Origin of the sequence: Shewanella piezotolerans WP3, from assembly GCF_000014885.1 — a bacterium.
Lineage (GTDB): Bacteria > Pseudomonadota > Gammaproteobacteria > Enterobacterales > Shewanellaceae > Shewanella > Shewanella piezotolerans.
In genome coordinates, this window is record NC_011566.1 from 3,619,255 (window position 1) to 3,643,542 (window position 24,288).

The 24,288-nt window shown below is 44.9% G+C and carries 18 protein-coding genes and 1 pseudogene; 12 read left to right on the forward strand and 7 right to left on the reverse strand.

What is annotated here, in order from left to right; translation table 11 throughout:
* Window positions 1-157 precede the first annotated feature (157 nt).
* The 4 genes from SWP_RS23225 to SWP_RS15345 form a co-directional block, all read right to left on the reverse strand.
* Window positions 158-805, reverse strand: a complete 648-nt coding sequence (locus tag SWP_RS23225) for a phage tail protein (RefSeq protein ID WP_020913472.1) — start codon at window positions 803-805, stop codon at window positions 158-160.
* A gap of 67 nt (window positions 806-872) precedes the next feature.
* Window positions 873-1,154: a DUF6916 family protein gene (locus tag SWP_RS15335; protein WP_020913473.1), complete on the reverse strand. Its 282-nt coding sequence runs from the start codon at window positions 1,152-1,154 to the stop codon at window positions 873-875.
* Window positions 1,155-1,187: 33 nt separating this feature from the next.
* Window positions 1,188-1,682, reverse strand: coding sequence for a GNAT family N-acetyltransferase (locus tag SWP_RS15340; RefSeq protein ID WP_061388949.1), 495 nt, complete (start codon window positions 1,680-1,682; stop codon window positions 1,188-1,190).
* A 322-nt stretch (window positions 1,683-2,004) separates the two neighbouring features.
* Window positions 2,005-4,083 carry a phytanoyl-CoA dioxygenase family protein gene (locus tag SWP_RS15345; RefSeq protein ID WP_020913476.1) on the reverse strand — a complete coding sequence of 693 codons (2,079 nt, stop codon included), beginning with the start codon at window positions 4,081-4,083 and terminating at the stop codon, window positions 2,005-2,007.
* Window positions 4,084-4,488: 405 nt separating this feature from the next.
* On the opposite strand from SWP_RS15345, the gene SWP_RS15350 reads away from it, so the two are divergent.
* Entirely contained in the window at window positions 4,489-4,971 is a 483-nt protein-coding gene (locus tag SWP_RS15350) for a hypothetical protein (RefSeq protein WP_044555979.1), read from the forward strand.
* 75 nt (window positions 4,972-5,046) lie between these two features.
* Here SWP_RS15350 and gndA read toward each other — a convergent pair whose 3' ends face one another.
* On the reverse strand, window positions 5,047-6,597 hold the full coding sequence (gene gndA / locus SWP_RS15355) for an NADP-dependent phosphogluconate dehydrogenase (RefSeq protein WP_044555980.1): 1,551 nt from the start codon (window positions 6,595-6,597) through the stop codon (window positions 5,047-5,049).
* Window positions 6,598-7,689: 1,092 nt separating this feature from the next.
* Here gndA and SWP_RS15360 point away from each other — a divergent pair.
* Window positions 7,690-8,142 (forward strand): hypothetical protein, encoded by a 453-nt coding sequence (locus SWP_RS15360; protein ID WP_020913482.1) that lies wholly within the window; start codon window positions 7,690-7,692, stop codon window positions 8,140-8,142.
* Between the two features lie 369 nt (window positions 8,143-8,511).
* Here the strand turns inward: SWP_RS15360 and SWP_RS15365 are convergent.
* Window positions 8,512-9,545, reverse strand: a pseudogene (locus tag SWP_RS15365) (IS110-like element ISSpi2 family transposase).
* Window positions 9,546-11,009: 1,464 nt separating this feature from the next.
* Here SWP_RS15365 and ltrA point away from each other — a divergent pair.
* The gene (gene ltrA / locus SWP_RS15370; protein WP_020913350.1) at window positions 11,010-12,482 is read left to right on the forward strand and encodes a group II intron reverse transcriptase/maturase; all 1,473 of its coding nucleotides are present in this window, start codon (window positions 11,010-11,012) and stop codon (window positions 12,480-12,482) included.
* 406 nt (window positions 12,483-12,888) lie between these two features.
* Here ltrA and SWP_RS15375 read toward each other — a convergent pair whose 3' ends face one another.
* Complete coding sequence (locus tag SWP_RS15375; protein ID WP_020913486.1) at window positions 12,889-14,793, reverse strand: propionyl-CoA synthetase; 1,905 nt, start codon at window positions 14,791-14,793, stop codon at window positions 12,889-12,891.
* Window positions 14,794-15,145: 352 nt separating this feature from the next.
* On the opposite strand from SWP_RS15375, the gene SWP_RS15380 reads away from it, so the two are divergent.
* From SWP_RS15380 to SWP_RS15415, 9 genes are all read left to right on the forward strand, one after another.
* Window positions 15,146-15,541, forward strand: coding sequence for a MerR family transcriptional regulator (locus SWP_RS15380; protein ID WP_044555982.1), 396 nt, complete (start codon window positions 15,146-15,148; stop codon window positions 15,539-15,541).
* A 104-nt stretch (window positions 15,542-15,645) separates the two neighbouring features.
* Entirely contained in the window at window positions 15,646-16,815 is a 1,170-nt protein-coding gene (locus SWP_RS15385) for an isovaleryl-CoA dehydrogenase (protein ID WP_020913488.1), read from the forward strand.
* Between the two features lie 115 nt (window positions 16,816-16,930).
* Complete coding sequence (locus SWP_RS15390) at window positions 16,931-18,538, forward strand: carboxyl transferase domain-containing protein (RefSeq protein WP_020913489.1); 1,608 nt, start codon at window positions 16,931-16,933, stop codon at window positions 18,536-18,538.
* 39 nt (window positions 18,539-18,577) lie between these two features.
* Window positions 18,578-19,456, forward strand: a complete 879-nt coding sequence (locus tag SWP_RS15395; RefSeq protein ID WP_020913490.1) for an enoyl-CoA hydratase-related protein — start codon at window positions 18,578-18,580, stop codon at window positions 19,454-19,456.
* Between the two features lies 1 nt (window position 19,457).
* Complete coding sequence (locus SWP_RS15400; protein ID WP_020913491.1) at window positions 19,458-21,515, forward strand: acetyl/propionyl/methylcrotonyl-CoA carboxylase subunit alpha; 2,058 nt, start codon at window positions 19,458-19,460, stop codon at window positions 21,513-21,515.
* 7 nt (window positions 21,516-21,522) lie between these two features.
* Window positions 21,523-21,648 (forward strand): hypothetical protein, encoded by a 126-nt coding sequence (locus SWP_RS23970; protein ID WP_020913492.1) that lies wholly within the window; start codon window positions 21,523-21,525, stop codon window positions 21,646-21,648.
* Window positions 21,649-21,651: 3 nt separating this feature from the next.
* Window positions 21,652-22,551, forward strand: a complete 900-nt coding sequence (locus SWP_RS15405; RefSeq protein ID WP_020913494.1) for a hydroxymethylglutaryl-CoA lyase — start codon at window positions 21,652-21,654, stop codon at window positions 22,549-22,551.
* Window positions 22,552-22,634: 83 nt separating this feature from the next.
* Window positions 22,635-23,333: a CoA transferase subunit A gene (locus SWP_RS15410; protein WP_020913495.1), complete on the forward strand. Its 699-nt coding sequence runs from the start codon at window positions 22,635-22,637 to the stop codon at window positions 23,331-23,333.
* A 13-nt stretch (window positions 23,334-23,346) separates the two neighbouring features.
* Window positions 23,347-24,003 (forward strand): 3-oxoacid CoA-transferase subunit B, encoded by a 657-nt coding sequence (locus SWP_RS15415; RefSeq protein WP_020913496.1) that lies wholly within the window; start codon window positions 23,347-23,349, stop codon window positions 24,001-24,003.
* Window positions 24,004-24,288: the final 285 nt, after the last annotated feature.

The window sequence follows — 24,288 nt, forward strand, 5'->3', positions numbered from 1 at the left end:
TCAAGCGATTAACTTGAAGCGATTAACTCGAAGCTACTAACTTCAAATAGGCCACATTAAAGACTTCGACTTCAATACTTCCCAATTTTTCCTATTCGCAGTAAAGCACTCCATGGGATCTTGCTTTACTGCGCGGCTAGCAAAAATACAAATAAACCTAGCTTCTGGTCGGATAGATCCCATCTAACGCCATAATATAGTTAAGCGTTAAGTAGGGTTGCTCTACACTTATAAATGCACCAGTACCTGTATTGCCAATGCTGTTGGCAGACATTGGCGTCAAGCTACTCGCTGCAGTGTACATTTCAGTTGTCACTGAACCGCTGGCAGTCTTGGAGTCAGAGGTCTGTCCATTTTGTAATGGGCTAGCTCCTGGGCCAGAACCTATCTGCCCACTAACAGGGATACCTGCTGGGATAGACACTGTAACCTTAGAACTACCGCTGCCTGTTGCAAGCACCGCATTAGTCGGATCGCTGGTAGTACCCTCTTTTGAGCTAGCATTAAGAGGGTGATTGTGGGGAGGAAGTTGAGCTGACTGCAAGGTAATGTTTTGGCGTCCACCTAACTGACCAATAACCCTATTAGCTTGCCCTGGGGGCTGACCTTGTCCGGTTACTGTTCGGCCACGCAGATCGGCTATGCCAAAGGTGACTCGACCATCGCCACCATAATTACTCCCAATGAGAGAGAACAAAGAAGCATTCTGGCTGATCTCCATCAACTGCCCTTTACAAATAGCCCAATTTCTAGGCGCAAAAGAAAATCCAACTGCTCTTATCTCTCCAATAAACGGATCAGCCATAATATATATCCTTATAAAACTGTTAATGTTTTGGTTGTTACTGCGAGTAAAATTTAACCTTGTAGCCTTATGCTTTTAGTGAGCTAACTAAAATTTCAAACTCTGTTGACGAGTTAAGTGAAAGGCAGAGATAACTTTTTTCAATTTTTGGGTGTTCGACATAGTAGCCACCATCTTCTAACAAACCACCCGCTACAAACTCAAAAATTGCGCTAAATGATGTGGTCGACTCACGTTTAGATTCCGTTATATGGGTGAGTGATACGGGCAATTGATTCCCCAATTGATCTTTAATCACAAACTGTTCACCAACTAATGACTTAATATTCTCGAAAGTAAACGGCTTCATTCCCCAACTCCTATTTGATTTATTGTTAGATTGCTAGTTTGTTGGATACCAAACCATTAATTGACAGGGCGACTTTATCGACTCGACTGTAAAGCCTAGATTTTGATACATAGAGATTGCTGCCGTATTACTTAAATCAACCACTAATGTCATCGGAACACTCACTTTTGCAGCAGCTTGCTGTAGCGCATTGATAACGGACTTACCATAGCCCTTTCCTTGGGCTTGCGGGATAAACATGAGATCAACTAAATGAGCCACATTCGCACTAAAATCAACCACAGCTCTGCCAATCCGCTCACTATGAAGCAGCACAATAAAGGTCATTGCATTGGGGTATTGATGGCCATAACCGGAGGTTTGCCAACATAGTTGTTGCTCAACCAGCGATTCGACAAAATCGGTGTCAGAACTTGCATTGAGGAGAAAAGAGCGAGTGCTGCGAAATAGTGCTTCAATAAACGGCGCATCAGTTGAGCGCGAAGGAACTAACGCTAAACCGTTATTAAAATGTAATTTTTCCATCATTAATTCCGTTTAATGAACCAAATCTAAAATTAGCGATATACGCTTCTAGCTCATGGGCACAGTGAACATTACGCATACTCCACTCGCTATTATAGATACCTACTTGATTGTTTTAACATAGTTTTTATCAATGTTAAGCAAAAAAAAGGTAATACTTTAGTCTTGATAACTAGCCATCAGTTCAGCTTTATTACTTCTGGACGACTGAGTTATTACAGGCTACCAAGCCAATACAGCGTACAAGCACAACTGACGCCCCACCAAAGACAAAATCAACCTAAAGTATGACCATGCATTTGACCATCTACGACATTAAGGGTATTCAAGTTCGGATTAATTCGCTATCACCTCCCTCTTGCTCAGGATACATGTTTAGATATTGGACAATCCGAGGAGAATCAGCCTTGTTAGGACTGCCTCCATGGGGCAAAGCATGATGCCAAATAATAAGATCACCAGCCTTTGCGGCAATAGCGGTTCCATGGAGATTTGGGAAATGATAAGGGTCATCGTCGGCTGACATTAATAAACTATCTGAAGCAACTTCGGTCAGCTTCTTATGGTAACCAGGAACGCAGGTGAACGCTCCTTGTTCGAGTCGAGTATCGGTTAAGTACAGTATTCCTTGTAAGCCAAAAGTCTTTGCTTTGGCACGGTTAACATCAATATGCAACAAAGGGCCAGGGTAAGACCATAACTCGGTTTCTGGTGGATTAAAGCCTACTCTATCCGTCGTTGTACACAACTGGCTTTCGATGCCAAAATACCGATATAGCTGTCGATAAACTTGGCTGATGATTGACGTATTTCGATTCGCCGTTAAGGTAGGGTGATCAAACATCTGTACCATTGTTTTCTGCCACAGAGGGTGTGGATCAGTCCAAGATAAGACCTCATCGGGACGCTTATTTAGAAACTGCCATATTGCGCTGCAGGTAGCCTCGCACTGCGAGGGAGGAATAGCATTTTCGATGATGAGATAACCTAGCCTATCAAACTGCTGTAGCTGTTCCATTGACAAGATATCTGCAGCCGCAAAAGGCACGCTATCTCCTGATTTGGAGCATACATCCAGCATTACACCATCCGTTTTATCATGCTCAATTGTGCTCATTCTTTGCCATACCCACAGCTCAAACTCTGCGAACGTCTGACTCGCATAGACAAAGCTAACCCACTCTTCAATCCCACAGCCCAACCTATCCATTATCGCAACATCAATGAGCCACTCTTCGCTTTTAACAGCGGGCTCTATACCTCCCTTCAGGTCCAACTTGGCCTTATGCCAGATCCTTTTAATGCCAGCGATTCCCCTGTCACCAACCTCACTATAATCAGGTAATCTTATGCACAGCTGCATATGTTCAGTTTGCCAGCGAAAATGCCACTCTGGCTCCTCTATATAATCGAATGATATTTTTGAGCCAGCCACAAATTGATGTTCGATTGTGACCTCTGGAATAGTCAAATCTGATTGCCGTTCAGTGATGACAAAGCGTTTATAAATTTTTATTTCAGTTGATATTTTAAAATCTGGGTATAGAACGCGGCACCAAGTTTCACTGTCAGGAATACTCAACTCACACGCCAAGCTGTCAATGCCTTGCTGCTGTATTGTATGTGCTGACTGTTTATTTAACTCGTAGACGATTCCCAACAATATAGGCGAAAGTTCTGCTTCAGTTAAAGACAATTGAGATCCAGTAAACTGCTGCTCACTTTCACACCCCAAATGGGTCAACCATGCCGACACCTGAACGCATTCAGGGATCAGAACACCATCAGCCTTTAAAAACTGCTGTAGATGGGCAAAAATAAAAATCTGTGGTTCTTTTTTTAAAGCATTTTTCATTGTCTCTGACACAATTAAATCGAACTCTACACCTTCCTTAGGGTAAAAATTCGTCGCATCTGCAGTGATAATTTCACTGATATAATCCTGTAACTCAAATTCCTTGATTATTTTAGTGATACCATCAATTGACACCTTATGGATATCAATGAGAGTAAGAGATAGCCTAATTGGGCTATTCATGACTTTGTAATAACAGAGCAGCGGTAAGATGAGCAGTCCGAAAGGTCCCGTACCCGCATATAGAATGTTCACTTCATTACTATGAGAGCTTTTATCCAATATTGCTTGCTCTATCCCTTGGATAAACAACTGAGTTCTAAGTAGATCTTGCGCACATTTTGCTGCAACCGTAGGTGAGACAGCTAATCCACATACGGTACGGCTCTCTCCAAAAGCAATATTATCCTCTTTAAGATCATCAACCCTACTCGCCTCCGAAAGAATAAGGGCTAAAGAGTCTATACTCTGCTTCACTGTGCCAATCTCAGCCGAGTTAGAATTCAAAATAGCACCGACATGTATGCTCACTTCATCTATAGACATCATTAACTTAACTCCTTTTAATCTACTTTCACTTCAATGTGATATCGACTCGTGATGCTCTTGAACAGGCTCATATTTTCAATAACAAGGATGAACATCTTGCTATCAAGCAGCCAGTCGAAGTTACCGCTTAGGTCCATCAGTTGAACATTAGCCAAATTTAAAATACTGCTTTATGATAAATAATCAATCGATTAAGCATATATTCCCGTTTTACGAGATGATGACTGATTCAGAGGCATGATGCCGATTCAATTTTAAGCGTATAACATATAAATAGTTACTCCTCCTCAAGCTAACGCAACAACGAATTGGGCAAGCACAATGCCTTCGTTATTGAGTTTTAAAGCAAGGGGAATATAATTCAAAACAACACAATGCGTATATTTGCGACGTAGAGACAAATTCATGGATGAACTAACGACGTTACAGAAAATATTAACTTTTCTGGCAGAAATAGATATTGAAGCCAGAGAAGCTCACATTGAGCAGAAGACTTTTTTACCTGGCATTTTGATTGATAAAGGTAAGCTAATATTCGATAAAGATAAAATGAAAAACCCAGGGGATTTACTCCATGAGGCTGGCCACATTGCAGTAACAGAGTTTGCAGCTAGAGGCACCCTATCAGGTGATGTATACACAGCAGGTCATTCCCCAGCTGACGAAATGGCTGCGATTGCCTGGTCTTGGGCTGCACTACAATTTATTGGCCTTCCAAGTCAGATTTTATTTCACCAAGATGGCTATAAAGGGGCTTCAGAAAATTACATCGAAACCTTTAGTCAAGGCCAAGGATTTGGCTATCCAATGTTAGTTTATTATGGTCTTTGCCTCGCCCCAGAAACTAAAGAGGGTTATCCATCAATGTGTAGCTGGCTGCGAGATTAATCCCCAAAGCCAGACATTAAAAAACCATGATGCACACACATCATGGTCTTAGCACCATAGACTTAGTACATATAGCTACAGTTTATCGAGTGTGCGATCTTCACTGCTCCAGTTTAAGTGATACTTATCACCAGCAGGCTTATCGGTACGCTCAAAAGTATGCGCACCAAAAAAGTCACGTTGACCTTGCAATAAGCTCGCTGGCAGACGTTCGCAGCGATAGCTATCGTAATAAGCCAGTGCCGAACTGATGCATGGCGCAGGAATACCGTTCATCACCGCTGCGGATACCGCAAAGCGCCAATCATTCTGTTTTTCTGATAATGCCTTGGCAAATGTTTCAGCCATCAATAGATTCTCAAGCTCCGCGTTTTGCTGGTAAGCCTGAGTAATTGACTGCAAAAATGTTGCACGGATAATACAACCAGCGCGCCATATTTTAGCGATTTCAGCAAAGTCTAGCTTCCAACCTTGCTCTTTAGCTTGCATCGCCATCAATTGAAATCCTTGAGCATAACTACAGACTTTGGCGCAATATAAGGCGTTTTCTAGCTGGGCAATAAAGACCTGTTCATCGCCATCTGCAAATTTTGCTACAGGGGTGTGACTTGGGCCTGATAGCTGTTGGCTCAACTGTTGCCTCTGAACTTTTTGAGTGCTGACAGCACGTGCATAAACCGCTTCGGCAATAGTAGGAGCTGGGCAACCAATTTGTAAACTGCTTACCGCAGTCCAAAGACCCGTGCCTTTTTGCCCCGCTTTATCAAGGATCATATCAACAAGCGGCGCCCCGGTTAACGGATCGGCTTGTTGCAAAACATCAGCACTAATTTCCATTAAGTAGCTATTAAGCGAACCTGCGTTCCAACGCTCAAACACTTCACCTACTTGAGCAGGCGTGTAACCAAGTCCATCACGCAGCAACTGGTATGCTTCGCAAATAAGCTGCATATCGGCGTACTCGATACCGTTATGTACCATTTTTACGTAATGTCCTGAGCCTGCAGGGCCAATATAAGTGGTACAGGGTTCGCCCTCTTTTACTGGGTTAGCGGGCTCAAAACGCTCGATAGGCAAACCTGTTTTGGCATCAACCTTAGCGGCAATCGCTTGCCAGATAGGTTCAATGCGATTCCAAGCTGTTAAACTGCCACTCGGCATCAAAGAAGGGCCAAAACGAGCTCCGACTTCACCGCCAGAAACGGCGCAGCTAAAGAACAAGAAATCACTGGCGTAACGCTTTTCGCGTTCAACCGTATCAGTCCAAAGACTATTGCCCGTATCGATAACAATATCATCAGCTTCGATACCCGCTTCGATAAGAGACTGGCACACACCATCAACAGGCGCGCCCGCTGGCACGGACAATAGTACTACACGCGGCTTTTCTAATTTAGATAACATTTCAGAAATATTATTACAGCCATCGATACGCGCATCGACGACATTATTTAGATACTTAATACGCTCTAATTCTTCTTGGCGAACAACACCTTGTACCTTGTCAGCATCGAGGTCAAATGCAGCAACTCTATAGTGGTTATCAGCGATATTAAGCGCAAGGTTCTTGCCCATTACGCCTAATCCTACAACGCCAATATCATAAAGCTCGGTTTGATTATTCATTTAAGTATTATTCCGCAGGTCACAGAGAATCCCCTATCTATTCTAGTCGTAAATTCAAATGAATTTGCTGACAGGATAGGTTTTATTTTGTTGCGGATTATACAGACTTTGGTAACTAAATTACTAGCTTTGTCGCGAGTTGCCACTAACTTTTACCAGCTTGTTTTATATGAAGAACAGTGAATCCCCGCTAGAAAATAGCCAGCGGTATTGGTCCTTGTATATAGCTGGATCGAATCATCAGTTAAGGGTGTAGCTGCTAGACAGGATGTTGAGGTGTCGTCATTCCATGAATGTGCAGAAACTGCCAAGGCTCGCCTCTAGTAAATCGATATAGGTCAGCGAAAACATCCATGTTTTCGACGGCCTCTGCCGTACCTATACTTGGTATTTGGTGTCTATTTCAGACCCTAAGTGTTCGGTTGCTAACTCGGAGATGCGCCAAAGAGAGTCAACTTCCAAATGAAGGCTGGTTACATTATCTTTGTATCCTTGCTATGGGTTAGCCCGTCTGAACTTGAAGCTATGCAGCTATCAATCGCCTCCAGCGGGGTATGTGCAGACACTTCTGAAGCTCGCCGCTAGTACGTCCGTGTAGGCTCAACGAAAACGTCCCTGTTTTCGACGGCTTCAGCCGTATCTACACCTAGTAATTGGTGTACTCATTAGAGCTAGTCGTTTTGGGGCTAACTTGGAAATGCCCCAAAGTTAGTTTACGCCAACAATTAGTCCAATACAGCAATAACCTCTTTGTAATACTTTTTCTCATCAGTCGGAAAGAGCAGTGTTTGTGTTTTTATACAGTATTATTGGCTTTGTGTGGTTAACCACCAAATTATGCGCAATCAGTTCGCGGTTTGCTATTGAGCTAAAATAAAAAGAAGAGTAAATTCAGGTAACTAAAAACGCGCTTGCTCGGTTTGCAGGAGATACGAGGCAAACAAAGTGTGCATTCTCGTTTTTCCAGAAGGTGTGTTTGGACTAATCGTTGTAAATGATTATAAATCAGACAATTAAGTGCATACGCCTTGACTGGTCTAACCTGATAAACGCGCAAGGCATGTATACAAATGTTATATTTTTAGGAAACGTATGCGTAAAATTCTAGTTTTATTTGTGTTATCTAGTCTTAATAGTTTTGCGTTCGAAAATGACTTATTGAAGATAAATGGTAAGTGGGATTGTTCACCTGAGGCAAATGGTGAAATGGCGCTTGTTAGCATTGTTGAATATCGAACACAAGATATGAGCTTTACGCATAATGGCAAGGTAACCTTTATTCAAAAAGGTGGATTAGAATCCATTTTAGAATCTAACACTGTAGGTACTTTTCAAGTGGAGTCTTTTATAGTTAAAGAGCAAATAGACTCAATTGAAATAGCAATTATTAAAGATGAGACTGGTTTCCTTACGGGTGCAGAAGAAAGTCTGAGAAAAGCTATGTTAGCTGATACAGCGTCAACTATTACTAAGTTCATTGATGAAAACCGTTGGGTTCAAATTAATAGTGAAACCAACGAAATTACAGAGTGTAAAAAAATATAACAAGTTACTTAAACGGACGCTAAACAGTTGGCTAGCTTCGTTCCTCGCAATTTTAGCCAACAATTTCGCGCCGCTTAGTAAGGCTACATGGACTCCCCTTTGTCAAGCAATAGTAATCACACAACAACAGTGGATCTGACAGCAGCTCTACATTCGGCGTTTGATTAGCTTGCTGCCTAAACAGCTTTTGGCTATCGCCCTGATGATTTGCGCTTGAGCAAAGATCTCATTCGTTAAACAGTATTACTTTCTCTTTCAAGAAAGATGTACTTCCCAACTAACCAGATTCTATCGCTCTCGGTCTGACCGTGTTATCGTCAATTGCTAATGCGTCGACTCGGTGGGGTTAACCGTTTGGGTTAATCCTTTTTACGTTTTTACATAGTTAACTTGGTACTCTTGTCCTGATTGCAATAATGACCAAATTAGCCGTGCATTTTTAGCTGCCAAAGCAATGACAGCTCTTTTGAAACCTCTTCGCTCGATAAGGGCTTTAATCCATAAACTAGTTCTATCTATTTTATTGGCACAGTTTGCGATGACAGCGCGAGCACCATGGATTAGCGAGGTGCGGATATGCTTCTCACCGCGTTTACTTATTCGACCTAGTGTTGGCTTTCCGCCAGTGGAATACTGCTTCGGCACCAAACCTATCCAAGCTGCAAATTGGCGGCTAGTTGAGAAGTGTTTTGCATCACTGACTGTCGCGACTACTGCTGTTGCGGTAACTTCGCCAATACCTGGTATGGTCATTAACCGCTTAGCGTCTTTCATCTGGTTAGCAAGGGCATAGAGCTTTCGGTCAGACCTTAATATGTCTTGGTTTTGTTGTTTTATGCTCAGCCATAAATCATGGAGTAGTTCGCGGGCTAAATCAGGCAAACCGTTCTCAGCATCCTCGAGAATTTCAACAATATGCTTTTGAGCAGGATAACGACCTTTAGGCATAATAATACCAAACTCGGATAGTAAGCCACGTAATCGGTTTATCATCGCCGTACGGTCTTTGATTTGGCCTTGTCGAATGCGGTGTAGGCATAAAACGGCTTGTTGCTCTTCGCTTTTAATACAAACAAAGCGTGTTTTTGGTCTAGTCACTGCCTCACAAATGGCTTCAGCATCATTGGCGTCATTCTTTTCACTTTGGCGATAAGGAATAACGAATTTAGATGCCATGATACGTACGTCGTGGCCGTATTTTGTAAACTCTCTTGCCCAGTAGTGAGCGCCAGAGCAAGCTTCCATCCCGATAATACAGGGTGGAATGTTAGCGATTTTTTCTAACAGCTTGTTTCTTTTAACTGTTTGCTTTAGTTTAGTTTAGTTTTACCGTATTCGTCAACACCATGAATACTAAAAACTAATTTGGCTAAATCGATGCCAATTGCTTTAATTAAGGACATATGGACTCTCCTTGATTGAATGTTTGCACTTTCAATATGGCACATAGTGGCCAATTGGTAAGGGGAGTCCATATCATTCGTTACCGCATACCCGTTTGCCATACTTTCCCCTAATGAAACTCAACACCCCAAGCGCTTTAACTCTAGCAGGCTCTTGTCCATTAACGAGTCAGGCTCAAGGAACAGCCAGTGATTCATCTGAGTTGGGCTGTGCAAGCTTCTAAATCATGGATGATTTAGCAGAGCCTATAGGGGTATATTCACGGCGACTTGCTAAAGCTCAATACAGCTGAATTACCATATATTTTCTGAACCCTTATACTGACCTTTAAACTCTTTGTGCTAAGGCATTCCTGTCCATTAATGAGCTTGCCCGTTGGGCAAATACCTAGCGACTAACAGCCATTACAGACTCACCTAATACACCCACTCCCCATCGGAGTTGCCGAATTACGTTGAAGAAATAGCCGTAATGCCCACACGGTCTTTCTCATGCATCCATGCACTTCAAGACATTCAGGCATCCTGCCTATCAGAGTTGGGCATAGCTTTCGCGGGACAGGATGTCCCATCGGAAGCGTTAGGCTATTTCGAATAAGTATGAGGAAGACAACTTCGTTTGGGGCGCTGAGGGGGTACTCATGTGAAATCAAGAGCGGGCGCAAGCGCTTTGCCCCTTGGCTCGACTCTTTGTTGTAAGAATGGGCGAAGCGCCACGACCTTGGGCAAGCGAAGCTTGATATGTGGCATAACCACGACTTTAGTTGTTAGACGCAGCCTAACTCTGGATAAAGGGTATAGGGGTCGGAGCTAATTAGAGAAATTGCCATACTTTGTCTAATCAAAAACTCATGAGCTAGAGCTGATTTTCTAGCTCATTTATGTCCGTGCGACCTGAAGTCGTATGAAGCGTTGTTCACCACGGTAAGAGTGAACCATCTGTATCACCAGATGACCCTAAGACTCTGAATAAAGTAGCGAGTCTGACAATGTAACGATATTTGGCTTATGTCAAATGGGAACTGAATCGTGAGAGGACGTTCTTCCTGATAACCACAATCGGGTAAGTGCTAGGGTGTCAGTATGATGAACGTATGTGAATCCATGTAAGGTGCGTTATATGAGAAACAGCGGAAGTGGTTAATACGCTGTGGCCAAAAGGCACGAGAGTTGGAAAGAGATTGGACAGTGCTCTTTCGTGATCAAATAACTCTCCGCACTATAGTGGGCATCTAACCTGACGTTGCGCGACATACGGAACAGGGTAAGCCTGTATTGCTCCCTTTGGGGAAAGTGGCCTGCGAAGGCTACTGATAGTGATGTAGGTAAAGGAGGCTGGAAAAAGCGAAAGCCGTGTTGTAATGATGCGGATACAGGTTGTTATCTGGCGCGAAAGCGAGCTGACTTCTAGCTGGTCTCCCGTTGCAAGATGATTTGAAGAACTTTATTCAAGGAGAAACGCAAATGATGGCTTCAATCGAAGTTAGTGCATCTCCTAACAGCGCTCAATGGCAATCCATTAACTGGAAAGCGGTTAAGCAACATGTATTAAAGCTTCAAATGCGCATTGCAAAAGCAACCCGAGAAGGTAAACACGGTAAGGCGAAAGCGTTGCAGTGGATATTAACTCACTCTAAATCAGCAAAATTGCTTGCAGTTAAAAGAGTTTCTCAAAACAAAGGCAGCAAAACACCTGGAATCGACGGCATCATCTGGAACACCGATGTCCGGTGTATGGCGGCGGTCAATCAACTGAGCAGAAAAGGCTATCATGCCAAACCGCTCAGGCGGATCTACATCCCCAAGAAAAACGGCAAACTCAGACCTTTAGGCATTCCCTGCATGATAGACAGAGCGCAACAAGCGCTTCATCTTCTCGCCTTGGAGCCTATTTCAGAAACGGCAGCCGACCTCAATAGCTATGGCTTTCGACCTAACCGAAGCGCAGCAGATGCAATTGCACAGTGCTTCAAATGTTTGTGTATGAAGCGCTCTAGTCAGTGGGTTCTTGAGGGAGATATCAAAGCCTGTTTCGATAAGATTGGTCATCAATGGCTCATCGATAACATTCAATTAGATAAGCGAATGCTGAAACAATGGCTTGGATGTGGTTATGTTGATAAAGGATTGTTCTACAAAACAGCAGAAGGAACACCGCAAGGCGGGATAATCTCCCCAACGCTGATGTTACTGACGCTGGCTGGGTTAGAACAGTTGGTTAAGTCTATTGCTTGTAAAACAGGGAATAGAGTCAACTTTATCGGGTACGCAGATGATTTTGTTATCACAGGTTCTTCGAAGGAAGTGCTCGTCAATGAAATCAAACCGCAACTCATTGGCTTTCTACAGGAAAGAGGCTTAACACTCTCTGATGAGAAAACGCACATAACTCATATCGATGATGGTTTTGACTTTCTGGGATTCAATCTTAGGAAGTACAAAGGCAAACTGCTCATTAAACCGAGCAAGAGTAACGTTCTATCATTTTTGAGTAATCTACGTGAATTCATCAGAAAACATCCAACAATCCCCGTTAACGATTTAATCAAAATATTGAATCCGAAACTGAGAGGATGGGCGAACTATTATCGCCACAGTGTTGCAAAGCAAGTTTTCGGTTATGTAGGCCATCAACTTTTCTGGCTGTTATGGCGATGGGCGGTAAGGCGTCATCCAACGAAAAGTAAGGACTGGGTGAGGCGTAAATATTACATGAATCGCATAGGTGGGTGGCAATTCCATGGCTGGCAGAAGATTGCCAACATGGACTGCCATTTTAATCTGGTTCAGATAGCTCAAACGCCGATAAAAAGACATGTGAAAATCAGGAGCGCAGCTATACCTTACGACCCCGAATACGAAGCTTACTTAAGTAAGCGGAAACGGGCAAAGGAAGGCAGAAACTCTTGGTTTGATCCTGTTTTGGCTGCTATGTAGGGTGCTGGGTAACAGAATACGCCTTTGTGGAGGCTTGAGCCGTATGCAGTGAAAGTTGCACGTACGGTTCTTAGGAGGGTGGCACTTGGTAACAAGTGCCGCCTATCCGACAAAAACGAGCTAACGACTACCATGGACTTGCAGGTATTCATCTGAATTGAGCTGTGCAAGCTGCTAAATCATAGATGATTTAGCTGAGCCTATAGGGATATATTCACGGCGACTTGCGAAAGCTCAATACAGGTGAATTACATTCTATTGCGACATATTCTCCTAACAATCCAATAATAAGCTAGGTATCACAATGAGCTCCGAAGGTTCAATACAGATAAATTACCGTTAGAGCAAAGTTAAGAAGCTGGAAGCAGTTCATCTCTGCAAAACTTCCAGCCACAAGCCTTAAACGCTATACGTGGGCGTCGGCATATCCCATGCGAGTTAGGGTATTACGGACTATATCTAAGGTCACAGGATCTTCTATAGTCGCGGGGACATTATACTTTTTGTTATCGGCGATATTGCGCATGGTTCCGCGTAGAATTTTACCGGATCGGGTTTTAGGCAGCTTTTGTACCGCGCTCACTAACCTAAATGCAGCCACGGGTCCTATCTCTTTGCGCACCAATCCCATCAGCTGTTTGTTCAACTCTTGTTCATCCAGTGTGACTCCTTTTTTAAGTACCACTAAACCTAGAGGAACTTGCCCTTTTAACTCATCTTCGACGCCAATCACTGCCGCTTCAGCCACTGCATCGTGTTGACACAATACCTCTTCGAAGCGCCCAGTCGATAAGCGATGTCCAGCAACATTAATAATGTCGTCGATGCGGCTCATAATATAAAGGTAACCATCATCATCTTTATAGCCTGCATCACCCGTTAAGTAATAACCTTCATACATGGACAAGTAACTATCCACATAGCGCTGCTCGTTTTGCCAAAGCGTGGTTAGCGTTCCAGGTGGCAGTGGCAACTTAATCACCACATTACCCGACTCATTGGCAGCAACTTGCTCACCCATGACATCAACCACTTCAATTTGATAACCCGGCACCGCCAGCGCAGGCGAGCCAGCTTTAACCTCAACCGGCGCATATCCCATAAGGTTTGCTGCCACAGGCCAGCCGGTTTCGGTTTGCCACCAATGATCAATAACTGGTTTTTTAAGTTTATCTTCAGCCCAGTGCAAGGTATCTGGATCGCAGCGCTCGCCTGCTAAAAACACATTCTTTAAGCATGAAAGATCGACACTATTTAAAAATTCGCCATCAGGATCGTCACGTTTAATCGCGCGTATTGCAGTGGGTGCAGTAAAAAAGCTCTTCACATTATATTTGGCAATAGTTCGCCAAAATGCACCGGGATCAGGCGTACCAATCGGCTTCCCTTCGTACATTAAGGTGGTGGCACCCACCAGCAAAGGGCCATAAACAATGTATGAGTGACCCACTACCCAGCCTACATCAGAGGCTGCCCAGAAACTATCACCGGCCTCAATGTCATAAATATGCTTCATCGACCACGCAAGCGCCACACTATGGCCACCATTATCACGCACAACCCCCTTTGGTTGCCCAGTTGTGCCTGAGGTATAAAGAATATACAGCGGATCGGTTGCCTCTAACGCCACACAATCAATATTGGGCGCGGTTGCCATGCCAGTTTGCCAGTCAACATCTCGGCCAGCTTGTAAGCTCGCTTCAAGCTGACTTCGATTTAAAATGAGGCAATGTTCAACATGGTGAGTCGCTTGCGCTAATGCATTATCGAGCAATGGTTTATAGGCAACAACGCCTGATGGCTCAATACCGCATGAAGCAGAAAGGATTAGCTTTGGTTTCGCATCATTGATGCGGGTAGCTAACTCATTAGCGGCAAAGCCACCAAAGACCACTGAATGAATCGCGCCGATACGGGCACAGGCCAACATGGCATAAGCGGTTTCTGGCACCATTGGCATGTAAATCACCACACGGTCGCCTTTCTTCACGCCGATTGAGTCCATATAGCCCGCCAAGCGGCTAACTTGAGCTTGCAACTCTGCATAGGTAATTCCGTATTCAGTATCGGTCACGGGACTAACATATTGAATCGCTACCTGCGCTCCGCGCCCCGCCTCTACATGCCTATCGACTGCGTTATAACAAGTGTTGAGTTTTGCACCTTTAAACCAGTGATAGAAAGGTGCCTCACTGTCATCGAGCACTTTTTCCCAAGATGACACCCAATCTATAGTTTGTGCCGCTTGCGCCCAAAAATGTTGCGGGTCTGAGATCGAACTTGCATGTAACTGCGTGTTTTTATCTTTCACTATGCATACTCCAGTTAACGTCATCTGAGCGTAATCACGACTACATCTCAATGATTATTGTCCTTTGAAGCATTATGCTCCGCTGCACAAAAAATCCCCATTAGACCTTAGAATGAGTAGCAAAAATGATTTAAAACAATACTAATCAAAAACCACAAAACAAAGCAAGCAACTGTTAAATAACAATTTAATGTTAAACCACCCATGAAAAAGTCAAACGTTTGTCTATCTCATCAAGCGAGATTGGCACGCACAATTGACATGAAAATATTATTTGCCGACCACCTCAAACTTTACCTTTACGTAAACTTCATATATCGTGCAAGAAAAGTTAATAAATATGGTGTTATTAATGTCAGACAACCAACTCCCCCAAACGACATACTCTATCAGTGATCTATCAAAAGAGTTTGATATCACAACTCGTAGTATTCGTTTTTATGAAGATCAAGGGCTGCTTAAACCTAAGCGCCGTGGCCAGACTCGTATCTACAATCTGAAAGATCGAGTCAGACTCAAACTTATATTACGCGGTAAGCGTTTAGGCTTTTCGCTCGCTGAAACCAGACGTTTATTCGAGCTTTACGACGCAGATAAAAACAGCAGCACACAGCTACATACTATGCTCGATTTGGTGGAAGACAAAAAAGTCGCCCTGCAACAGCAGATGGATGACATCAAAGTCGTGCTCATGGAACTAAATTCCGCGGAGCAGCAATGCCGCGATGCGCTGGCCAATAATAGCTAGTCAGCAACAGTAATTGATAACACCAACAAAATAATAAGCCTGCGAGTATCACGACACAGATCAGTGGACTCGCACAGATAGACAAATTGACAGGACACAAGCAAATGACTCAACTCTACTCATCTCTAAACTTCGGCCTTGGCGAAGATGTCGACATGCTACGCGATGCCATACAAGGTTTTGCTGCCAATGAAATTGCCCCTATCGCGGCAAAAACCGATCTTGATAACGCCTTTCCTAATGAGCTTTGGCCTGTATTAGGCGACATGGGCTTATTAGGTGTCACCGTATCAGAAGAGTATGGTGGAGCCGACATGGGTTACCTCGCCCACGTGGTTGCTATGGAAGAGATATCACGCGCCTCAGCCTCAATAGGCTTAAGCTACGGCGCTCACTCAAACCTATGTGTAAACCAGATAAACCGTAACGGTAATAGTGAACAAAAAGCCAAGTATCTGCCTAAACTGATAACCGGTGAGCATATTGGTGCATTAGCGATGAGTGAACCCAATGCGGGCTCTGATGTAGTGTCGATGAAACTGCATGCCCGCAAAGAAGGCGATAGATACATTCTCAATGGCAATAAGATGTGGATCACCAACGGTCCAGATGCCCACACTTACGTAATCTACGCAAAAACGGATCTCGATAAAGGCGCCCACGGCATTACCGCATTTATCGTTGAGCGTGGTTTTAAAGGTTTCACTCAAGCGCAAAAGTTAGACAAGCTCGGTATGCGCGGATCAAACACCTGTGAATTGGTTTTTGAAGAGTGTGAAGTACCTGAAGAGAATATTCTTGGCGGACTCAACAATGGCGTTAAAGTGTTGATGAGCGGCCTTGATTATGAACGCGTTGTATTATCTGGTGGCCCACTTGGGATCATGACTGCCTGTATGGACATTGTTGTTCCTTATATTCACGAGCGTGAACAGTTTGGTAAATCAATCGGCCAGTTCCAATTAGTACAGGGCAAACTTGCCGATATGTACACAGGCATGAACGCCGCTAAGTCCTACATCTACAACGTTGCCAAATCTTGTGACCGTGGTGAAACCACTCGTAAAGATGCCGCAGGAGCCATTTTATACTCAGCAGAGCTAGCGACTAAGATGGCACTGGATGCGATTCAACTTCTCGGCGGTAACGGTTACGTTAATGAGTACGCCACAGGCCGCTTATTGCGTGATGCCAAACTCTATGAGATTGGCGCTGGCACCTCTGAAATTCGCCGTATGTTGATTGGTCGAGAGCTGTTTAACGAATCAAAGTAAGCCAAAGTAAATTATCAGTAACAAGGCTCGGTTAACGAGCCTTTTAGAGCCCAAATTTGGACATGGGTGACAGCCTTTACGTCGCCCTCTATTCCGCTTCAAAAGGATTGAAATTGTGACTCAACTAAGCAGTCGTATTAATGCTCGCAGCGAAGAATTCAAAGCCAAGTTCGATGATATGGCTGAAGTCGTTCATGATCTTAAATCTAAACTTTCACAGATTGAACTCGGCGGCGGTGAAGTTGCTCGAGAACGTCATCTGTCTCGTGGAAAGCTGCTCCCGCGCCAACGGGTTGAAAAACTGCTCGACCCAGGCTCACCTTTTTTAGAGATCTCACAGTTTGCCGCTTATGAACTTTATGAAGATGTAGTCCCTGCCGCGGGTGTGATCGCCGGTATCGGCCGCGTCAGTGGCGTTGAGTGTATGATTATTGCCAACGATGCTACTGTAAAAGGCGGTACATATTACCCTGTAACGGTCAAGAAGCACATTCGCGCGCAAGAGATTGCTAGTCGTTGTCACCTGCCTTGTATCTACCTCGTTGATTCGGGCGGGGCAAATCTACCACGCCAAGATGAAGTGTTCCCAGACAGAGACCATTTCGGTCGGATCTTCTATAACCAAGCGCAAATGTCCGCTAAAGGTATTCCACAAATCGCGGTAGTAATGGGACTTTGTACCGCAGGGGGCGCTTATGTACCCGCTATGGCAGATGAGTCGATTATTGTTAAAGAGCAAGGCACTATTTTCCTTGCAGGCCCTCCTCTAGTCAAAGCAGCAACGGGGGAAGAGGTGACCGCAGAAGAACTCGGCGGCGCTGAAGTGCATACTAAAATATCGGGTGTGGCTGACCATATGGCGCAAAACGATGAGCACGCACTTGAGCTTGCGCGCAAATCGGTGACTCGACTTAACCATCAAAAGCAAATTGCCGCCCAGCTTAGTCCTGTAAAACCACCTAAATTCGATATTAACGAGTTATATGGCATTGTCGGTACCGATCTTAAAAAGCCTTTCGATGTCAAAGAGGTGATCGCCCGTGTCGTCGATGACTCGGACTTTGATGAGTTCAAAGCTAATTACGGTAATACCTTAGTGTGCGGCTTTGCCCGCATTCATGGCTACCCAGTCGGGATTGTGGCCAATAACGGCATTTTGTTCTCTGAGTCGGCGCAAAAAGGCGCTCACTTTATTGAACTGTGTTGTCAGCGCAAAATTCCGCTGCTGTTCTTACAGAACATTACCGGCTTTATGGTGGGCAAAAAGTACGAACATGAAGGTATCGCCAAACACGGCGCTAAAATGGTAACGGCTGTGTCATGTGCTAACGTGCCAAAATTCACCGTTATTATTGGTGGCAGCTACGGCGCTGGTAACTACGGAATGTGCGGCCGCGCCTTTGATCCTACCATGATGTGGATGTGGCCAAACGCCCGTATTTCAGTCATGGGTGGCGAACAAGCTGCAGGCGTTTTAGCAACGGTTAAGCGCGATGGACTGAAACGCAAAGGCGTTGATTGGTCAGACGAAGATGAACAAAGCTTCCGTAAGCCTATTGTTGAGCAATACGATAAAGAGGGGCATCCGTACCATGCAAGCGCTCGTCTTTGGGATGACGGTATTATTGACCCAGCACAGACCCGAGATGTTGTTGGTTTAGCCCTTTCTGCTGCGCTCAATGCGCCTGTTGAAGAGACTAAATTTGGTGTGTTCCGTATGTAATGGTCATCCATTGCTATCAGCTAACTTTGGACCTTAACAATGACTAATGAAACCCTACAATTAACAAGCGAACAGCTCACTTTCGTTGACTGTGCACTTAACAATGGTGTTGCAGAGCTTATCCTTAACCGCCCAGAAAAACACAACGCTTTTGATGAGGTGATGATAAGCGAGATGATTAAAGTGCTAGCGCATTTTGCTGATAACTCGCAGTGCCAGGTGTTGCTGCTAAAAGCCAACGGCAAAAACTTCAGTGCTGGCGCCGATCTCAACTGGATGCGCAAGCAAGCTAAAATGGATTTTGAGCAAAACCTCACCGATGCTAATGAACTAGCAAAATTGATGTCCGTGCTCGATAAGTTTCCAAAACCAACTATTGCGCTAGTACAGGGTGCCGCTTTTGGGGGCGCACTTGGGCTTATTTGCTGCTGTGACATTGCCATTGCCAATGAGCGCGCAAGCTTTTGCTTAAGCGAAGTCAAACTTGGACTCATTCCTGCAGTCATCAGCCCTTATGTCACACGCACGATGGGCCAACGTGCTGCTCGTCGTTATATGCTTACCGCTGAAAGGTTCGATGTGCAAAAAGCGCTTGAGCTACAGGTAATTCATGAAACCAGCGATGAGTTAGACAGCGCCGCAGCGCCTATTATCGCAGCGCTTTTAGCCAATAGCCCACAAGGTATGGCATGGGTGAAAAGCCTGCTATCTAAACTTGAAGATGGTGTTATCGACAAATCGACCCTTGATTACACCAGCGAACGCATTGCCAGTATTCGAGTATCAAAAGAGGGCCAAGAGGGCCTGAACGCATTTTTTGAAAAGCGCAGCCCCGACTGGACTGTTGATCAAAGCTCAGCAAGTAACAGTTCAAACAATAACAATAGCCATGCTGCCAATGCGCTAGGAGCCAAATAATATGTTTACCAAACTGCTAATCGCCAACCGTGGTGAAATTGCCTGTCGTATTATCAAAACTGCTCAAGCAATGGGTGTTCGCACTGTAGCACTTTATTCTGATGCTGACATCGACGCTCGCCATGTGGCGATGGCTGATGAATCATTTTATTTAGGTGGCAGTGCGCCAGCAGATTCATACCTTAAAGGCGAGCTGATTATTGAGATCGCTAAAAAGTCTGGTGCTCAAGCGATTCATCCCGGCTACGGTTTTCTGTCAGAAAATGCCGAGTTTGCCTTAAAATGTGAACAAAGCGGTATCGCCTTTGTTGGCCCAAGCGCGGCAGCAATAGATTCTATGGGCAGCAAAAGTGCAGCGAAAGAGATCATGGGCGCAGCGAATGTCCCACTGGTTCCTGGCTACCACGGCGATGCTCAAGATGATGATGTATTGGTCAGCGAAGCGAATGAGATGGGCTTTCCACTGCTGATCAAAGCAGCCTACGGCGGCGGCGGCAAAGGCATGCGTATCGTTGAAAGCAAAGATGAAGTATTAGAAGCGATTCAATCAGCCAGACGAGAAGCTATTAGCTCATTCGGTAACGATAAACTGCTAATGGAGCGCTACCTACGTCAGCCGCGCCATGTTGAAGTACAAGTATTTGCCGATAGCTTTGGCAACTGCATCTACCTGTCAGATAGAGATTGTTCTATTCAACGTCGTCACCAAAAGGTGGTTGAAGAGGCACCAGCACCAGGATTAAGTGACGCACTGCGCGTCAATATGGGCGAAGCGGCAGTTGCAGCAGCCAAAGCCATTAATTATGAAGGCGCTGGCACTGTCGAGTTTTTGCTTGATACTGATGGCAGCTTCTACTTTATGGAGATGAATACGCGCCTGCAAGTGGAGCACCCCGTGACTGAATTAGTTACGGGTCAAGACTTGGTCAAATGGCAGTTAATGGTAGCCAGTGGCAGTAAGTTGCCGCTTGCACAAGATGAAGTTCGTATTCACGGCCATGCATTTGAAGTGCGTATATACGCTGAAGATCCTCAAAATGACTTCCTGCCAGCCAGTGGCAAGCTTAACTTTTTGCGAGAACCTGAACAGAGTAAATATGTACGAATTGACTCTGGGATCCGTGAAAATGATGTAATCAGTAACTTTTATGACCCGATGATCTCTAAGCTTATTACTTGGGATGAATCGCGCCCACGTGCTCTGCAGCGCCTAGTCCATGCCCTCGCCTCTTATCAAATTAGCGGTTTGAAGCACAATATTGAGTTTCTGGCTAACATTGCCGAGCACGCAGCCTTCGCTAATGCCGACTTTAGCACCGACTTTATTGAGCGTTATGGTGAGGCACTCATAGGTCACGGCCTTAGCGACAATCAATCTAATGAACGTCAAACAGCACTGGCACTCGCTGCACTATATCAACTCTGTGCCCGTAAAGCCGATGCCAAGCGCTGTGCGGTTAACAGCCATGATCCCTACTCACCATGGGGAGCCGTCAATGGTTTTAGACTCAATAGTGCCAGTGTGCATCAAGTCGCCTTGCTCGATGATGACCAGCAAGTTAACCACCTTGAGTTAACTGAGTCCGAGGTCGCCAGTCAGTCCTTTTATCAGCTCGCCATCAATGACACTCTAATGACATTGTCTGGCGAACTCATTGGCGAGACGCTTCATGCAGAAATTGCAGTTAACAGCCAGTCGATAAAGAGTAACGCCCACAAGATAAAAGTACCTGTTAGTCAAGTCGGTGATGACTTTACCTTGTTTATCAATTCAAGTAGCTACCACTACCAAGCGATTCAGGCTGAAGTGGTTGAAGAGCAAGATAACTTAGAAGATAAACTCAAAGCGCCAATGAACGGCACTATCGTGACTCATCTGGTTGCAGTGGGCGATGAAGTCGCTGCAGGTCAAGGCATCATGGTAATGGAAGCAATGAAGATGGAGTATACCATCGAGGCTCCTTATGCAGGTGTTGTCAGTGCATTCTTCTTTGATGCCGGTGAACTGGTTAGCGATGGCATGCTACTCGCTGAAGTCAGCGCGAGCGAAGAGGAGTAAAAGAGAAATGGAGTACCCTACATATATGGAAGCGCCTTATGATGGCATCGTCAGTGCGTTCTTCTTTGATGCCGGTGAACTGGTTAGCGATGGCATGCTACTCGCTGAAGTCAGCGCGAGCGAAGAGGAGTAATTAATGTCAGCTTCTTTCCCTAATAAAGTTAGCATATTTGAAGTCGGCGCCCGTGACGGGTTGCAAAATGAAAAGCCTGTCACCACTGCAGACAAAATCACTTTAATTGAAGATTTAGCCACCGCTGGTGTAAAACGTATTGAAGCAGCCAGCTTTGTGTCACCTAAATGGGTGCCGCAGATGGCAGACTCAGCTGATGTGCTTAAAGGTATTACTCGTCAAAGTGGCATAACCTACAGCGCGTTAACGCCAAATTTAAAAGGCTTGGAACTTGCGCTTGACGCAGGATGCGACGAAGTTGCCATCTTTGGCGCGGCATCAGAGAGCTTCAGCCAACGTAACATTAACTGCTCTATTGAGGAGTCAATCGCGCGCTTTAAGCCTGTGATGCAGCTGGCTCAGGCCAATAATATCCGTGTTAGAGGTTATGTCTCCTGCGTACTCGGCTGTCCGTACGAAGGTCAAATAGCGGTGAGTGAAGTTGCGCGGGTGTCTGAATTACTTTACAAAATGGGCTGTTACGAAATTTCATTGGGTGACACCATTGGCGTTGGCACAGCGCTAAATGCCCGTAGAATGGTTGAAGCCGTTGCCACTGTGGTACCCGTTTCGCAGCTAGCACTGCACTTTCATGATACCTACGGTCAAGCATTAGCAAACATTTTGGCCTGCTTAGAAACCGGAGTAAGTGTTATCGATTCATCGGTTGCAGGTCTAGGTGGTTGCCCTTATGCCAAAGGCGCCTCGGGGAATTTAGCCACTGAAGATCTCGTCTATATGCTACATGGACTTGGCATAGAAACCGGCATCGACTTAAACCAACTTGCAATGGCAGGCAACAAAATTAGCCAAGCACTAGGCCGTAGCAGTGGTGCCAAAGTCGCACAAGCCATCTCGGTTTAGTAACGAGTTGCTTAAACAGTTATTAGAGACTTAGCTCTCCCTACAAATTTTGAGCTAAGAACCTTAATTAGGAGATAAAAATAATGGCAGGACTGAATAAAGTCGTCGGAAGTTATCAAGAGGCCCTAGCGGGTCTTAGCAATGACATGACCGTCATGGTCGGTGGATTTGGCTTATGCGGTATTCCAGAAGGGCTAATTGCTGAGATGGTAAAAACCGGCGTGACAGGCTTAACCGCAATCTCCAACAATGCTGGGGTTGATGACTTCGGCCTTGGTTTACTACTTAAAAGTCGTCAGATCGATACAATGATCGCCTCTTACGTTGGTGAGAACGCGACTTTTGAGCAGCAGATGCTATCTGGCGAGCTAAACGTTATCTTGACTCCTCAAGGTACATTGGCTGAAAAAATTCGAGCTGGCGGTGCAGGTATTCCAGCATTCTTTACTGCTACTGGATACGGAACTCCGGTTGCTGATGGCAAAGAGACTCGTGAAATCGATGGCCGTCATTATGTACTAGAACCAGCACTAAAAGCTGACTTCGCCTTAGTACGAGCTTGGAAGGCCGATACCATGGGTAATCTAGTGTTCCGTAAAACAGCTGCCAACTTCAATCCAATGATGGCCACCGCAGGTAAAATTACCGTTGTCGAGGCTGAGCACATTGTAGAGCCCGGTGAGCTCGACCCTGATCATATTCATACCCCAGGGATCTACGTTAACCGTATTATCCAAGGCTCGTTCGAAAAACGAATCGAACAACGAACAGTAAAAGCTTAAGGAGGCTAACGCTATGGCATTATCAAGAGAACAATTGGCACAACGTGTAGCACAAGAACTCCAAGATGGCTTTTACGTCAACCTAGGAATCGGTATTCCAACATTAGTCGCCAACTACATCCCTGAAGGGATAGAGGTGATGTTGCAGTCTGAAAATGGTTTACTGGGTATGGGCGAGTTTCCAACCGAAGAGACCATTGACGCGGACCTTATCAATGCCGGTAAGCAAACCGTCACCGCAGTAGACGGCGCATCATTTTTCTCATCAAGCGAGAGCTTCGCCATGATCCGGGGTGGTCATGTTGATTTAACCGTACTCGGCGCCTTTGAAGTTGATGAGCAAGGCTCTATCGCCTCTTGGATGATCCCTGGTAAGTTAATCAAGGGCATGGGCGGCGCGATGGATTTAGTGGCTGGCGCAGACAATATCATCGTCACCATGATGCACGCCGACAAAAAAGGAAATTCTAAGCTATTACCTAAGTGTGAACTACCGCTGACAGGGTTTGGTTGTATCAAACGTGTATTGACTGACTTGGCCTTTATGGAAATTAAAGATGGTGCCTTCCATATACTAGAGCGTGCTCCCGGCGTATCTGTCGAGGAGATCGTCTCTAAAACCGCGGGGAAATTGATTGTGCCTGCACATGTGCCTGAAATGAACTTCTAGTTGATTCAGCAAATAACTAAAACGCAGCCACTTTGAGCTGCGTTTTTTATGTCAGTATACGCCACAAAAACAAATGACAGCGCCAAGTTGACTACCATCACAAATTTAAACATGCCATAACACTCCATAGTTCACTCGGATAATCGGTCAGATTATTTTTTCGCTTAAAACAGTAACTTAAACAAACCAAACCTCACCTATTCAAAAAGCTAATAGTAGCTACTTTAAACGATCAAATTAACTGCTATACCATTCAAGCATCGACAGAAAAGCCAACTTAGTCGG

What these genes read in the sequence shown, in the direction of transcription:
- SWP_RS23225 (WP_020913472.1), bottom strand. Translation starts at nt 805, where the DNA reads ATGGCTGATCCGTTTATTGGAGAGATAAGAGCAGTTGGATTTTCTTTT.
- SWP_RS15335 (WP_020913473.1), bottom strand. Translation starts at nt 1,154, where the DNA reads ATGAAGCCGTTTACTTTCGAGAATATTAAGTCATTAGTTGGTGAACAG.
- SWP_RS15340 (WP_061388949.1), bottom strand. Translation starts at nt 1,682, where the DNA reads ATGATGGAAAAATTACATTTTAATAACGGTTTAGCGTTAGTTCCTTCG.
- SWP_RS15345 (WP_020913476.1), bottom strand. Translation starts at nt 4,083, where the DNA reads ATGATGTCTATAGATGAAGTGAGCATACATGTCGGTGCTATTTTGAAT.
- SWP_RS15350 (WP_044555979.1), top strand. Translation starts at nt 4,489, where the DNA reads ATGGATGAACTAACGACGTTACAGAAAATATTAACTTTTCTGGCAGAA.
- gndA (WP_044555980.1), bottom strand. Translation starts at nt 6,597, where the DNA reads ATGAATAATCAAACCGAGCTTTATGATATTGGCGTTGTAGGATTAGGC.
- SWP_RS15360 (WP_020913482.1), top strand. Translation starts at nt 7,690, where the DNA reads ATGCGTAAAATTCTAGTTTTATTTGTGTTATCTAGTCTTAATAGTTTT.
- ltrA (WP_020913350.1), top strand. Translation starts at nt 11,010, where the DNA reads ATGATGGCTTCAATCGAAGTTAGTGCATCTCCTAACAGCGCTCAATGG.
- SWP_RS15380 (WP_044555982.1), top strand. Translation starts at nt 15,146, where the DNA reads ATGTCAGACAACCAACTCCCCCAAACGACATACTCTATCAGTGATCTA.
- SWP_RS15385 (WP_020913488.1), top strand. Translation starts at nt 15,646, where the DNA reads ATGACTCAACTCTACTCATCTCTAAACTTCGGCCTTGGCGAAGATGTC.
- SWP_RS15395 (WP_020913490.1), top strand. Translation starts at nt 18,578, where the DNA reads ATGACTAATGAAACCCTACAATTAACAAGCGAACAGCTCACTTTCGTT.
- SWP_RS15400 (WP_020913491.1), top strand. Translation starts at nt 19,458, where the DNA reads ATGTTTACCAAACTGCTAATCGCCAACCGTGGTGAAATTGCCTGTCGT.
- SWP_RS23970 (WP_020913492.1), top strand. Translation starts at nt 21,523, where the DNA reads ATGGAGTACCCTACATATATGGAAGCGCCTTATGATGGCATCGTCAGT.
- SWP_RS15405 (WP_020913494.1), top strand. Translation starts at nt 21,652, where the DNA reads ATGTCAGCTTCTTTCCCTAATAAAGTTAGCATATTTGAAGTCGGCGCC.
- SWP_RS15410 (WP_020913495.1), top strand. Translation starts at nt 22,635, where the DNA reads ATGGCAGGACTGAATAAAGTCGTCGGAAGTTATCAAGAGGCCCTAGCG.
- SWP_RS15415 (WP_020913496.1), top strand. Translation starts at nt 23,347, where the DNA reads ATGGCATTATCAAGAGAACAATTGGCACAACGTGTAGCACAAGAACTC.